Annotated in this window: 11 protein-coding genes; 7 read left to right on the top strand and 4 right to left on the bottom strand. The window is 59.3% G+C overall.

The window, feature by feature from the left end:
• Nucleotides 1–39: 39 nt before the first annotated feature.
• The 4 genes from msrP to HGR_RS06125 form a co-directional block, all read right to left on the bottom strand.
• Nucleotides 40–1,059: a protein-methionine-sulfoxide reductase catalytic subunit MsrP gene (gene msrP / locus HGR_RS06140; protein ID WP_006297286.1), complete on the bottom strand. Its 1,020-nt coding sequence runs from the start codon at nt 1,057–1,059 to the stop codon at nt 40–42.
• 167 nt (nt 1,060–1,226) lie between these two features.
• Entirely contained in the window at nt 1,227–2,582 is a 1,356-nt protein-coding gene (gene ccsB, locus HGR_RS06135; protein WP_006297285.1) for a c-type cytochrome biogenesis protein CcsB, read from the bottom strand.
• Between the two features lie 4 nt (nt 2,583–2,586).
• The gene (locus tag HGR_RS06130; RefSeq protein ID WP_006297284.1) at nt 2,587–4,713 is read right to left on the bottom strand and encodes a cytochrome c biogenesis protein ResB; all 2,127 of its coding nucleotides are present in this window, start codon (nt 4,711–4,713) and stop codon (nt 2,587–2,589) included.
• A 174-nt stretch (nt 4,714–4,887) separates the two neighbouring features.
• A complete protein-coding gene (locus HGR_RS06125) occupies nt 4,888–5,535 on the bottom strand; it encodes a c-type cytochrome (protein WP_006297282.1) in 648 nt (215 codons plus the stop codon).
• 286 nt (nt 5,536–5,821) lie between these two features.
• Between HGR_RS06125 and yihA the strand changes: the two genes are divergently transcribed.
• From yihA to HGR_RS16770, 7 genes are all read left to right on the top strand, one after another.
• The gene (gene yihA / locus HGR_RS06120; RefSeq protein ID WP_006297281.1) at nt 5,822–6,487 is read left to right on the top strand and encodes a ribosome biogenesis GTP-binding protein YihA/YsxC; all 666 of its coding nucleotides are present in this window, start codon (nt 5,822–5,824) and stop codon (nt 6,485–6,487) included.
• Nucleotides 6,484–7,320 carry a glycosyltransferase family 2 protein gene (locus HGR_RS06115; RefSeq protein WP_006297280.1) on the top strand — a complete coding sequence of 279 codons (837 nt, stop codon included), beginning with the start codon at nt 6,484–6,486 and terminating at the stop codon, nt 7,318–7,320. Before yihA ends, HGR_RS06115 begins: the two co-directional genes overlap by 4 nt.
• A 101-nt stretch (nt 7,321–7,421) precedes the next feature.
• Nucleotides 7,422–7,973 (top strand): hypothetical protein, encoded by a 552-nt coding sequence (locus HGR_RS06110; RefSeq protein WP_006297279.1) that lies wholly within the window; start codon nt 7,422–7,424, stop codon nt 7,971–7,973.
• Nucleotides 7,974–7,994: 21 nt separating this feature from the next.
• Entirely contained in the window at nt 7,995–9,827 is a 1,833-nt protein-coding gene (locus HGR_RS06105; protein WP_006297278.1) for a glycosyltransferase family protein, read from the top strand.
• 176 nt (nt 9,828–10,003) lie between these two features.
• The gene (locus HGR_RS06100) at nt 10,004–11,635 is read left to right on the top strand and encodes a glycosyltransferase family protein (protein ID WP_237701377.1); all 1,632 of its coding nucleotides are present in this window, start codon (nt 10,004–10,006) and stop codon (nt 11,633–11,635) included.
• A gap of 9 nt (nt 11,636–11,644) precedes the next feature.
• Nucleotides 11,645–12,376, top strand: a complete 732-nt coding sequence (locus HGR_RS06095) for a glycosyltransferase (RefSeq protein ID WP_006297275.1) — start codon at nt 11,645–11,647, stop codon at nt 12,374–12,376.
• Complete coding sequence (locus HGR_RS16770; protein ID WP_006297274.1) at nt 12,376–14,394, top strand: acyltransferase family protein; 2,019 nt, start codon at nt 12,376–12,378, stop codon at nt 14,392–14,394. Before HGR_RS06095 ends, HGR_RS16770 begins: the two co-directional genes overlap by 1 nt.
• The last annotated feature ends 1 nt before the right edge of the window (nt 14,395 follow it).

Raw genomic sequence — 14,395 nt, 5'->3', positions numbered from 1 at the left:
ACTGGGGCGGGCGGACGGAGATGGAAACCAGGACCATCCTCAGTAATTTTTCTTCAGGTCCATGCCCGCGTACAGCTGCCCCACCTGGGCCTCGTAGCCGTTGAAGATCAGGGTCTTGCGCTTCTTGGCGAACAGACCGTCCTCGCCGATGCGACGCTCCGTGGCCTGGCTCCAGCGCGGGTGAGGCACGTCCGGGTTCACGTTCGAATAGAAGCCGTATTCATTGGCAGCCGCCTTGTTCCAGGCCGTGCCAGGCTCCTTTTCGGTGAAGCGGATGGTCACCAGGCTCTTGGCGCTCTTGAAACCGTACTTCCAGGGCACCACGAGGCGCACCGGCGCGCCGTTCTGGTTGGGCAGCACTTCGCCGTACATGCCAAAGCTCAGCAAGGTCAGCGGGTGCAGGGCTTCGTCCATGCGCAGGCCCTCGGTGTAGGGCCAGTCCAGGATGCGCGAGCCCACGAAGGGCATGGTCTTGGGATCGGCCAGGGTCACGAACTCGACGTACTTGGCGCTGCCCAAGGGCTCCACCTTCTTGACCAGGGCGGAGAGCGAATAGCCCACCCAAGGGATCACCATGGACCAGCCTTCCACGCAGCGCATGCGGTAGATGCGCTCTTCCATCGGGGCCAGCTTGAGCAGATCCTCCAGCGACAATTTGACAGGCTTCTTCACCAGACCTTCCACGCTGACCGTCCAAGGCGAGGTCTTGAGCCGATGCGCGTTACGCGCCGGATCACTCTTGTCCGTGCCGAACTCGTAGTAGTTGTTGTACGTGCTCGCGTCTTCGTAGGAGGTCGGCTTTTCCATCGTGGCGGCACCGGCCACGGCGGACTTCGCTCCCGGCAGCGGCGCCAGCTTGCCCGGCTGGGACACTAAAGCGGCCGTTGGCGCGGCGGTTTGCGCCAGAGCGTCACGGCCAGCCCACGCCGCCAGGGTTGCGCCCGCGGCGCCAGAGGCCATCAGACGGAGCCAGTCGCGCCGCCGGTGGTAGGCCGATGCGGGCGTGATGTCACTGGTTATGGGATGGTCGTAACCCTGGTTCTGCGTGCGAATCAGCATGGTGGTCTTCCTTGTTCCGAGCGCGCAAGCCTACACCCAGAGGGAAAAACATGCACGCCCCCGACGTCACAAGGCCATGCCCACGAGACGGGGCCCTGTGCGTGCGAGCACAGGCACAGCAGCAAAGCCGGCCCGCGGTTCACGCTACGTGGCCAGGGACCCACGCATCACAGCGTGCCGTAGCTGTGCAGGCCCGACAGGAACATGTTCACGCCGATGAAGGCGAAGGTCGTCACGCCCAAGCCAGCCAGCGCCCACCAGGAGGCCACCGTGCCGCGCAGGCCCTTCATCAGGCGCATGTGCAGCCAAGCGGCGTAGTTAAGCCAGACGATCAAGGCCCAGGTTTCCTTCGGGTCCCAGCTCCAGTACCCGCCCCAGGCCTCGGCCGCCCAGAGCGCGCCCAGCACCGTGGCGATGGTGAAGAAGGCAAAGCCGACGGCGATGGCCTTGTACATCACGTCGTCCAGCACCTCGGCCGAGGGCAGGCGCTCGGCGATCCGCTTGCGGCCCAGCAAAATGCCAACGACGATGAGCGCCGCGACGATGAAGTACACCAGCCAATAGCTGCCACCGCCCTCCATCTTCTGGCGAAATGCGATGGGCACGAAACACAGCACGACGCCGAAGATCCACAGCGGCGCGAGCTTGTACCAACGCAATCCGCTTTGAGACTCCTGTTCGGCCTGACTCTTGATCAGGTAGGCATAGGCGATCATGGCCGCCAAGGAGAAGGTGCCGTAACCCACGAAGTTGGCCGGCACGTGCAGCTTCATCCACCAGCTCTGCAAGGCAGGCACCAGGGGCTGTATGGCATGCGCCTCGCGCACCACGGTGTACCAAAGCAAGAAGCCGACGGCCGCGCTGACCACCAGCATCACGAAGGCGCCCATGGCGCGCGTCGCGTACTGCTGCTCGAAGTAGAGGTAGAACAGCGCGGTCATCAAACAAAACAGCACGAACACCTCGTAGAGGTTGCTCACCGGAATGTGGCCAATGCCGGGGCCAATCAGGTAGCTCTCATACCAGCGCACCAGGGTGCCGGTCAGGGCCATCACCACCGCGGCCCAGGTCAGGCGCGAGCCGATCAGTTCCAGGGTCGCGCCTTGGGTCCGGCTGAACATGCCCAGCCAGTAAAACACCGTGCTCATGAAGAAGAGCACGCTCATCCAGAGGATCGCCGACTGACTGGACAGGAAGTACTTCAGCCAGAACACCTGCTCGGCACGAGCCAGATCCCCACCGGGCGCCCCCTGCGCGTCCACGCCCTGGTAAGAGGCGATCGCCAACAAGGCCAACAGCGCAATGCCCAAGCTCAAGGCCCGCAACGGACGCCAAAACCAGCCCAAGGCGATGAGCGCGGGCACGGACAGCACGAGGATGGCTTGCTCGTAGACATCCATCGCCGTGTGGTATCGCGCGAAGGCGTAGCCACCGCCGACCAGCAACAACAGCGCGAAAACCCAGTCGAAGGTGTTGCGGCGGGAGAAGTAACCTTCGTTCAATGTCAGGGTGGTGGTGTTCATCTCGTCACTCCTTGCCGAGCAGCCTGTCGCGCAGTTGCTCGAATTCCTTGTCAGCGTCCAGGGTCTCGCGGTTGGTCGACAGTGCCAGGGTGGCCTGGCTGCCCACTCTGCCGTCGGCGGCAGCCGCGCCCACAGCGGGCACCAGCCAGACCCAGAGTCTGCGCTCGCGGACGTAGAGCATGGCAAAAATCCCAATGATCAACAAGGCACAGCCCAGATAAACCACATTCTTGCCGGGTGCTCGCGCGACCTGGAACACACTGGCCTGCACCTGGGTGAACTCGTTGAGCTGCAGCACAAAAGGCGCGGGGTAGAACCAGGCGTCGCCCAAGGCAATGACGGCCTGGGCCATCCAGGTTTGGGTCCTGGCATCGGTGGACAGCGGCGCCAGGTGGGCGCGTTCACGCGCGGTCTGCAGCAACTCGAACAGCGCGCCGTTGAGGATGCGCATCAGCATCTCGCCCGCGCGCTCACGGTCCGCCGCGGGCACTTGGTTCTCCATGAAATCGGCGATGGCCTGGAGGCCGCCCATCGGCGCCTGGCCTTGCGCCGGCGCCTCGGCCCCGGCGAACAGCGTCAGGGCGCGCAAGGCCGACGCCGCGAGTTGCGCCTGAAGGTCAGGACGGTTGGCGTCCACCATGCGCGCGGCGTAGCGGCGCACGGCCCGTTCACGCAGGGACGGGTCGGCCAGGGCGGCGCGAAGGCGGAAGAAGTCCGTGCTGCCGCCCTCCGCATCCGCGGGCACCCGAAGGTAACGGAAGGGTTCGGCGGGCGTGTCGCGCAGCCCCCAGAGAAATACCGGCACGCCATCGCCCAGATCGACCGGCACCATGTAGTTGTTGAACTCGCGCGCCTGGCCCGCCGCGTCGCGCAGCTTGTAGCTGATGCTGGGCCCCACGTTGCGCAGGGTCTGCGGCGCATCGTGCTTGTTGGCGGCACCCAGCCGCTGGTTCAGGCCACTCAAGGGGTTGCCCAAATCCACCTTGCGCACATCCACGCCAGCCTCTGCATTGCCCGACTTGCCTGCGCCCGCCTGGGCTTCGGCCATGTTCTCGACGTTGATCACGCGCAGGCCGGTGTACTCCAAGGTCAGCTGCTCGGCGCTACTCCCCGGCATGCCCGCGGCGCGGCTCAAGCGCGTGCTGTCGCCAACACGGCCCTCCAGATCAAAGGCGGCGCTCACGCCATCCATCGGCAGGGCACGCAGCTTCAAGGACGAGCCGCCATCGTCGAAGCTGGATTGGTAGATTTCCACGCCCTTGTAGCGAGCAGGATGGTTGACCTCGACGCGCGCGGGCCGGGCCTCGCCCGTGGCCTTGTCATGGATGATGATCTCGCTCGCGAACAGACGCGGCATGCCCGTGGGGTAGTACTCGACGATGAACTTCTTGAGTTCCACCGCAAAAGGCAATTCCTGCAGCACGATGCCATTGGGCTGGGTGAGGATGGCCGTGTCCGCCGCCGTGCCCTCGGCCACCAACAGGTTCCCGCGGAAGGTGGGGTTGCGGTCGGACAGACGGTGCTGCGCGGCGACCTCGGACACCAGGCCACCGCCGCTGTAGACGGTCTTGTCACCCAGCCACATCTGGGCGCGAACGATCAGGTCCCCGTCGAACAAGCCACCCAGGCAAATCATCACGATGGCGCTGTGCGCCGCCAGGTAGCCGAGCTTGTTGGCGGCGCCTGCCTTGGCGGCGATCATCCAGCCCGCGCCTTCGCGTTGCTGCAGCTTGACTTTCCAGCCCCGCGCGGCCAAGGCGGCCCCCATGCGCCGCGCGGCGGCCTCAGGAGCCTCCTCCAGCGTCGCCTGGGCCCGATGCCGGAAGGCCTGCAGGGCCTGGGCGCGGATGTTTTCCTTGTAGGTGCGCAGATCCGTCAGGATCTTGGGCGTGTTGCGCATGATGCACAGCGTGGTGCTGACGACCAGGAAGGCCAGGATCAGCAGGAACCACCAGGCGCTGTAGACCGTGTAGAGGTGCAGCTTGCCAAACACCTCGGCCCAAAACGGACCGAACTGGTTGACGTAGTTGGCATAGGGCTCCGATTGCTTCAGCACCGTGCCGATGACCGAGGCGATGCAAATCACGGTCAGCAGCGAGATGGCGAAGCGCATGGACGCCAGCAGTTCCATGGCTCCCCTCAGCCCGAGCAGTACGCGCGCGCGCAAACCCGGCAGGGCAAGGTCGGATGAGGTTTCAGCGGTCACGGAGAACTCGGGAAAAAGGCATGAAAAAAGCGGGCCTGCCTTGTGAGCAGCCCGCCTTGTTATGAATTTGCTTTGTGGCGGTTGGTCTCTGCGCCAGTGTCAGCGCAAGCCAGCGATGTAGTCGGAAACGGCCTTGATCTCGCGGTCGTTCAACTTGGCGGCCACCTGGGTCATGGGCAAGGAGTTCAGGCGAGCGCCGCTGGCCTTGGCATTGGCCGCACCTGCGCGGAAGGCCGTCAGTTGGGCTTCGGTGTAGGCGGCATGCTGACCAGAGAGGCGGGGGTATTGGGCCGGAATGCCCACGCCGTTGGGGCTGTGGCAACCCGCGCAAGCCGCGATCTGGCGATCGGGGATGCCGCCGCGGTAGATGCGCTCACCCAGTTGCACCAGTTCCTTGTCGGTGGCGAAGCCGTTCTTGGGCTTCTGAGCCGCGAGCCAGGCGGTGATGTTGATCATGTCCTCGTCGCTGAGCATGGAGGCGAAGCCCTTCATGACAGCGTTCTCACGCTTGCCGCTCTTGAATTCCTGCAGCTGCTTGAGCAGGTACTGCGGATGCTGACCGGCCAGCTTGGGATTGGCGGCGATGGTGGAGTTGCCGTCCGCCGCGTGGCAGGCCACGCAGACCGCTGCGAACTTGGCCTCACCCTTGGCCAGATCAGGGGCTGCGGCCTTCTGGGCTTCCTCGGCGATGGCAAAGGCGGGCGCTGCCAGCGCGGCAGCCAACATCAGGGGGGCAAACAACTTCATGGTCTGGTTCTAGGGTTGTTGGGCAAAACGGCGGTCGGCCCGGAGCCGGCAAGACCGCCCCGATGACCCGGATCAAACGCGGCGATTCTACAATGCGCCGCCCGCCGCGCCATTTTTGCCCGGCCTTCGCGCCTCGCGTCTTCCAGCCGCTTTGGCGCCCCACCCTTTCCAGCCCGACGCCATGCCCCCCCCATCCGCCCCCAAAGCCCCCGCGCGTCGTGCCACCGCCCGTGCACCCACGTCGCCTCGGAAATCGGCCCCGGCCGCCACGCCCCAGCATCCCGCGTTGGGCTGGCTGCACACGGCTCGCTTCCTGACCACTTCGCCAGACCTGCTGCATCTGCCGCCATTGGATGTCCCCGAAATCGCCTTCGTGGGCCGCTCCAACGCGGGCAAATCCACCTGCATCAACACCTTGACCCAACAAAAGCAGCTGGCTTTTGCCTCAAAGAAGCCAGGGCGCACCCAACACATCAACCTCTTCTCCCTTGGCAAGCAGGGCGTGACGGACGCGATGCTGGCCGATCTGCCCGGCTACGGCTACGCGGCCGTGCCCATGCAAGACAAGCTGCGTTGGCAGCAGGTGATGGCCAACTATCTGGTCACCCGGGAAAACCTGGCGGCCATCGTGTTGTTGTGCGACCCGCGACATGGCCTGACGGAACTGGACGAGGTGCTGCTGGAAGTCATACGCCCGCGGGTGGAGCAAGGTCTGAAATTCCTGATCGTGCTGACCAAGGCAGACAAACTCACCCGCAGCGAGGCGGCCAAGGCTCTGTCCATCGCGAAACTCAATGCCGGGGGCGGTGAAGTGCGCTTGTTCTCGGCCACCAAGCGCATCGGGGTGGACGAAGTTTCGCGACTGCTGTGGGATTGGACGCACGCGCTCGCCCCGGCTGAGGACGAGGCAAGCACCCAACTTTCGATTGATACCAACAAAAATCCAACATGAAAAAAATCGCAGCCATCACGATGGCCCGCAATGATGAGTTTTTCCTGAACCGATGGGTGGCTTATTACGGCCCTCTTCTGGGGGAAGAAAATCTCTACATCTACATGGATGGACTCGATCAAAAGGTCCCCGCTCAAGCAGGCCGCGCCAACGTCACGCTGGTTGAAAAACAAGGCATCAAGGTGGTAGATGCCGAAAACCGCCGCTTGAGCTTTCTCTCTGACCGCGCGGCGGAACTGCTCAAACGCTACGACTTGGTGATTGGGACGGACTCGGACGAATGCCTGATGGTGGACCCCGACACCGGCATGAATCTTCCGCAGTACCTGTCCAGCCTGGACATACGCACCAGCGTCAGCGGCCTGGGACTGGACGTGGGCCAGCATCTGACGCATGAACAGCCTCTGGACAAGTCCCGTCCCATCCTCCCCCAGCGAGGGTATGCGCTGATCAACACACGCTTCACCAAAGCCAGCGTGATTGCCAAACCCGTGAGATGGGGGCGAGGCTTTCATCGCATCCGTGGGCACAATTTCCACATCGACAAAAATCTGTACTTGCTTCACCTGGGCAACACAGATTACGACGCGCTCCTGGCGAAGTACCGGCACCCCGACATCATCGCTCGAGGTGAGCAAAAACATTTCAAACGCGCGCGGATGCGGGTGGTGCATGACATCACCGAAAAGCAAGCGGTTGTGAATGAACGGATTTTCGGGATCGCCCGATTCTTGCAAACCTGGTTCCGCCCGATTTATGCCTGGAACAAACCTGGCATGCTCGGCCTGCGCATCGTCGTCAAACTTCCGGAGCGGTTCAGGCGGCTTGCCTAACCCTTCCTTCAAGCACGCCGCGCCTAAAAACGCGAGTCCAAGCTCAAGGCCGAGGATTGCTCATGCGATATCTTTTAGTTGGAAACGCCCCCATCGATGGCATGGAGGCCAGCATCCGCGATGCGGACGTGATCATTCAGACGAACAAGTGCTTGCATGTGGATCTCATCCCGCAAGAAAAGACCAAGTACGTCATCATCACCAACACCGGAACGCCTTCCAAGAAAGTCGTCCGCCATGTGCGCAAGTTGTTGGTCAGGAAGAAGCTCAGTGATTTTTCTCTGGTGTTCGCCAGGAACGAAGCCTACTCGGAAGAAAAGATACGTCGCTTGAAGGCGGCGGCCACGGGATTCTTCAGATTCTTCCGCAGCTACCGGAGCTTTCGCTGTCCATTGGACAAGAAGGCGATCGCCGCAGAGTTCAAACTGATCGAAATCGATGCAGCTTTTTCAGCGGAGCTCGACCAACGCTTGATGGCGCTGGGCATGAAGGAGGATCAACTGCCCAGCACGGGCTTGATTGCTTTCGAATGGATCAAGACACTGATGCGCCCGGGTGATTACTTGGAGCCCATCGGTTTCACGCACCAGGGCTGGGACGGTCACCCATGGACCATCGAAGCACAACTGGTGCGCCCCTACACCAAAGAATGACCAGGCTCTGGATCACCGACCATGTCTGACCGGCCCGTGATTGTCGTTCGCGATGTCGCGGACGCGAACACCATCAAACGCAAGCGCCTAGCCCAAAATGCCCAGCTGCTGACGCTTACCCCAGCCGCTGCGGCGGTGTTTGTCGATGATCAGAGCTACGAGGTGATACGGACCACGAGCGTCTATGGTGACGACCTGCATGCGCGAACCGTTGAGCACTTGAAAGACGGTCTGGAAGAGTTCGACCGACTTGCTCGATTGCAGGGACTGACGGACACGCAAATCGAAGCCACACGCATCACTTACTTCTACAAGCTCGCGACCGCTTCTTTTTTCTGGCATTCATTGCGCGGCTTCACGGAAACTTTTTGGCTGGATACCCGTGGAAAGCTGAAAGGCAGCAAGAATTTTGACGAGGTGTTCGAAGGCGTGTTCGGCGGCTTCATCCACCGTCGGATGCTCAAGCCTGAAGTCGACATCGCGAACCTTGAACAGGACGGCCCGTATTCCGCCCTGCATTTCGGGTTGCTAAAGCTTTACAAGACCCGTATGGACAAGCTGATGAAAGGCAGGAAAAAACTGCTGATCATCGACAAGGCTCGGCCCTCATCGCAAAATTTTGCGCATGCGGCTTACAAACAAGACCCGAGCCTGGTGATGCTGCTGTCCCGCCCTCTGCCCAAAAGCCTACTGAAAACCGTGATCAACATGGCGGGCTCATTGGTGCTGATGCGCAGCAAGAAGGAGTTCACGGGCACGCGCTTGCCCCGTTACTTCTTTTGGCCGCAAGATGTCAGATCCTATATGCCGGAGATCGAAGGGATCACTGCCGGAGTCCACGACGAATTCCGCAAGGCAACGTTGAAGGTATCCAAGAAGTACCTGGAAAAAGTCATGCGCCATGCGCTGGGCCATGAACTCCAAGTGCCCCAAGACATCGCGCGCCTGGCACCGGACATCATCAGCACGGACTCACCGTTCACCGGATTTGCCATCTCGGCCTGTCGCACAGCCAAGAGCATGGGCAAGCAAGTGGTGCTGTTCAATCACGCCTCGCACACGCCGCAAACCGAAGAGCCCTCAAAGACAATGGGCAATCTGTGGGCGTCCCTGGGACGGCTATACAACGAGCACTCGACCATTCTTGCGGCGCGGGCGCCCTCCATTGCGGAACTGGTGAAGGAACTGTCCCCCCACTGCAACAAGGTGATGGGCGTTCGTCAGACGACAAAGCTGGCACATCCGCAAGGCAGTCGGCCGTTTCAGATCCTGTTCGCGGGAAACTACATGGGTGTGCACAACCACATCCCCTGGATGCTGGAGACCCCGGATGAATTTCTCGACGGCATCGCCGAGCTGGCGCAAGCCGTGAGCCAAATTCCGCAAGCGCGGCTGCTGGTTCGTGTCAAGGTGAACGCCAAGCCGGAATGCAATCCCGAAACGCTGCGCAAGCTCCTACCGAAGTCTCCGAACGTGGAAATCAGCAACGAAGGCACGTTCAAACAGGCACTCGCTCAGTCGGATTTGTTGGTGGCCTGCATCTCAACCACCATCGACGAAGCTCTAGGTGCAGGCCGGCCCGTGCTGCTGCATTCCACTCGCGGCCGCTATCACCATCTCCCGGGCATGTCCACGCCGCCCACAGCGGCGCATCGCAGCGCAGTCTACGTGAGCGGCAAGACACCGCTGGTTGCGCTTTTGAAAGGCGTTATGGATGCACATCGCGACCGACCTTTGAATGAAGCGGAGTTGAAAGCCTTTATTTGGCCCTACACCACTCCTAACATGGACGAGTTTGCGCGATTTGTCCTCGGCGCACCTGCGACTCAAACCTCGAACACGAAGACCGTTTAGTCATGCTCCATAGACCGACCATCATCATTCGAGACGAAAAAGAAGCGAGAGTCGTCCAAAGACAGAACTTGCGACGGGGTGCTCGACTTCTGACTTTCACGCCTGCTGCCGCAGCTGTATTCGGTCAGGACAGTGGTCATGAGGTGATTCGCTCTTCTGACATCTACAACGACCACATGCATGCTCAAACCGTCATGCACCTGAAGGATGGGCTACTTGAGTTCGAAAGACTGGCACGGCAACAGGGTCTGTCTGAGACACAAGTAGAAGCTGGGCGATGCGCCTACTTTCACGAACTTGGCATAGCCTCATTTTTCTACCAGTCCTTACAAGGCTTGGAGGAAATTCATTGGGTGGATTCCAATAGCGTCTTGCAGCGCGCCAGCACCCCCCAAGAGGCTTTCGAAGCCGTCTTTGGTGAGATGTCGCGCACACGACTATCCACTCTGGAACCGCTGGATTTGTCATGGATGCATCGAATGCTGATTCGCCTGAACGGCTTCTGCATACGTCTGCTGCTGGCGAATCGAAAGAAGCTGTTGATCATTGACGGGGTTCGACCATCCTCTCAAAGTTTCTCAATTGCCGCGCGCAAAAATGACTCGGCGCTGGTGGTCCTTGAAACGCCACGCAAACCCCCAGAAAACCTCTTCAAAGTCATCAAGGCTGTGCAGCGTTCCTTGGGTCGCGCCCTTCGACTCAGAGGAGGTCTTGCTGCCTCAAGAATGCATCCGCCCACTTACTTTTTCCATCCCCATCGCGTCAGGTCACACATGCCTGAGATGAAGGCAGTGACGGCGGGAATTGCGGATGATTTTCGACGCAAGGTCTTTGAGATATCCGAGCCGTATATGGAAAGGATCGTCGGGCTTACGCTGGGGTACGAACGCGCGATGCCCGACCAAATGTCGATGCTTAAGCCAGCCGTGATCAGCACGGATGCAATCAACACAAGCTTCAGAATCTCCGCGTGTCGCGTCGCGCGCAAACTCGGAACCCAGGTCGTTCTGTTCAATCATGCTTCTCACACGCCCCAAAGCGAGGCGCCGTCCAAAACGGTGGGCGACTTATGGGCTTCTCTCGGTCGTATATACAGTGACCATGCAACCGTTCTGGCGGTGCGTTTTCCTGCTATCGCTGGGTTGATCAGGGAGCTGTCACCGCACGGTAAAAAAATCATCGCAGTCCGGCAGAACTCCGTATTGGCAGCAACTCATAGCAAGCCGACTTTTCAAATCACGTTCGCTGGCAACTATGTGGGCGAAAACAGCCACATTCCCTGGATGGTGGAGACGCCGGATGAATTCATCAACGGCATTGCGGAATTGGCTCAAGCCGTTGGTCAGATTCCGGAGGCAAAGCTTGTCATACGCCTGAAGCCACAGAACAACAAGACCGAAATCAACTTGGCCGCGATCAAGCAGTTTGTCCCGCATTACCCCAATGTGGAAATCAGCAACGGAGGCTCGTTCAAGCAAGCGCTAGTGGAAACGGATCTGCTGGTGGCTTGCATCTCCACGACCATTGACGAGGCCTTGGGTGCGGGGCGACCGGTGCTGCTGCACTCATCCAGACATCGATACAACCACCTGCTCGGCATGTCCACCCCACCAGACCGGAATCACCGCAGCGCGGTTTACGTAAGCAGCAAGACGCCGCTGGTAGCGCTTTTGAAAGGCATCATTGATGCACATCAAAATCGGCCATTGAATGCGGCCGAGTTGAGCACCTATACTTGGCCCGCTGGCACTCCCGATATGGACGAATTCGCAAAATTAGTCCTCAACATGACACAGGCGCATGCCTAACTCTTCATCATGAACGAACCCATCAGAATCTTCATCGGCTATGACCGCCGCATTCCCGTGGCGTTTCAGACCTTGGTGCATAGCATCACTGCGCGTGCAACTGCCCCGGTCACGTTCTGCCCAATCAGCCTGACCAATTTGGGCAGCCTTTACACGCGCGACGTTAATCCACTGCAATCCACTGAATTTTCATTTTCCCGCTTCTTCACACCCTACCTTTCGAACTACGAGGGCTGGTCCATCTTCATGGACAACGACATCATTGCTGTCGATGACATTGCCAAGCTGTGGGCGCTTCGCGATGACAAGTATGCAGCCATGGTCTGCAAGCACGAGCATGACCCCGGAGAAGCCGAGAAGTTCATGCATGCCACACAGACTCGGTATGAGAAAAAGAACTGGTCCAGCGTGATCCTGTTCAACAATGCGAAATGCAAGGCGCTGACGCCGGACTATGTGAATACCGCAACGGGCCTGCAACTCCATCAGTTCAAATGGCTGGAGAACGACAACTTGATTGGCTCTCTGCCGCTGGAATGGAACACATTGGTGGACTACAACCACTTCAAGAATCCGTCCATGCTGCATTACACCGAAGGTGGGCCGTTCTACCCCGACTACAAGGATTGCGGGTACTCCGAGGAATGGTTCCGCGAATACGCGGCGGCGAACAATTGCAAAGAGGCTGATGTCTTCCAATTGACAACCACCGCGAAGAAAAAGTTGCAACGCGAGGGTTGATGGCAGCTTCTTCTGGTGCCCGCCATTCGAGTCCGGGCACTTGGCGCTCCGACATCGATGGGCTCCGCGCCTTCGCCGTGTTGGCAGTGGTGTTTCACCACTACTTCCCCGGCGCAGTGCGCGGCGGCTTTATTGGTGTCGACGTTTTTTTTGTCATTTCCGGTTACCTGATCGGAGGCGTCCTGCTGGACGCCTTCGCGGAGAACCGCTTCAGCCTGCTGGATTTCTATGCGAGGCGTGCGCGCCGCATACTTCCGGGCTTGCTGCTGGTGCTGGGCAGCTGCCTGCTTTTTGGCTATTTCGCTCTGCTGCCAGAAGACTATGGCAACCTGGGCAAGCATGTCGCGGGTGGCGCTGGTTTCGTCTCCAACCTCGTGCTTTTCGGGGAAACCGGCTATTTCGACGAAGCGGGCGCAGTCAAACCTTTGCTTCATCTGTGGAGCCTGGGGATCGAAGAACAGTTTTATCTCGTTTTCCCACTGTTCATTTATCTGATCTCCCTCGGCACTTGGCGCAAGCAGTCACGCGTCGCCTTGGGTATTGGGCTGATAACCCTGGCGTCTTTCGGCTGGAATCTCGCGGTTTACAGAACCAACCCAGCGTTTGATTTCTATATGCCCATGACGCGTTTTTGGGAATTGCTGGCGGGTGTGCTGCTGGCTTTTTGGCAAAGACAGAAACAAGTCGCAGTTTCGCCGGTCCGCGCGGCTCAGAACGAAGCAAGACGCCGCTATTGGGCGGATAAAACGCATTGGATGGCAGGGATTGGTTTCCTCCTCTTGATACTTTCTCTTAACGCTCAAGAACGCCGGTTTCCCGGCATACAAGCACTGGTCCCCGTGTTCGGTACTGTTTTGCTGATTGCCGCCGGCACTAAAGTTGGCAACACGACCATTTTCAACAGACTATTGAGCCGGCGACCACTGGTATGGATAGGCCTCATCAGCTACCCCCTCTACCTATGGCATTGGCCATTGCTCGTTTTTCCCCGCATCATTCTTGGGGAAGTGCCCACTATCGGATTTCGCTGGGTGCTACTTTTATTGGCTTTAATTCTCGCTACGCTGACCTATAAATTGGTGGAGCAACCTTTGCGTTTTGGCAAGTTTCTTAGCACTAAAGCCATTGGACTGACTGTTGCGCTGGCGCTTTTCGGCTTATTCGGCTACGGCATCCACCTTTCGACGCCCGGCAAATCCGTGCCTCAGGAGACAGGCCGACATCGATTGGTTGACCGTTCCACTGCAGAAAACACTGACGAGGCCTGTCGCCTGCGATACGGTGAGTTGTACGACGACCTACTCGCGAATCCGGACTTCTCTGGAAGCACGGGTAAGGTCTTACCGTACTGCCGCTACCAAAATGCGCAAGGAACACGCACCGCAGTCCTCTGGGGTGATAGCCATGCGTTGGCCGCTTACGAAGCCGTAGCTGACTACAACGCCAGGCTTGGAATAAACACGTGGCTGGTGGGCCGCTCGGCTTTCAGACACGGTATTCCCGCAAAGGCACTGCCTGGCGTGATAGACCGAATCGCGCTTGAAATTCAGAAAAATCCAGAAGCACATACCGTTTTCCTGATCATGAGCGCAGAAAAAATGGACTCTGAACGGGTGCGCGGCGTGCTGCAGCCCATCATTGATCGCATGAACCAATTGGGCAAACAGATTTATGTACTTGCAGACAACCCGGAACTTACTTTCGATGCACGGATGCTCGAACTTGGGCAACCATTGCGCGTTGTCTTACACCGAATGCAAGGCACATCGGCATCCCAACGCTTGCTAAAAGATCAAGTGCGTACCCAGCAAAAGAATTACTTGAATGCGTTGAATCAGTTGCATGGTGCAACCATCATTCCCAGTATCGACGCATTTTGTCCTTCAGACGAATGCCTGCTTTTCAATGAAGAGGGGGCAAGTCTGTACAGGGATGAAGACCATCTTTCGCGGTACAGTGGAGGGCGCTTCCTTGTGGGCAAAGTGCTTAAACCATACCTCGATGCAATGGCGCGTTGAA

Source organism: Hylemonella gracilis ATCC 19624, assembly GCF_000211835.1.
In the GTDB taxonomy this organism is placed as follows: domain Bacteria; phylum Pseudomonadota; class Gammaproteobacteria; order Burkholderiales; family Burkholderiaceae_C; genus Hylemonella; species Hylemonella gracilis.
This window is presented reverse-complemented; position numbering and strand designations above follow the sequence as displayed.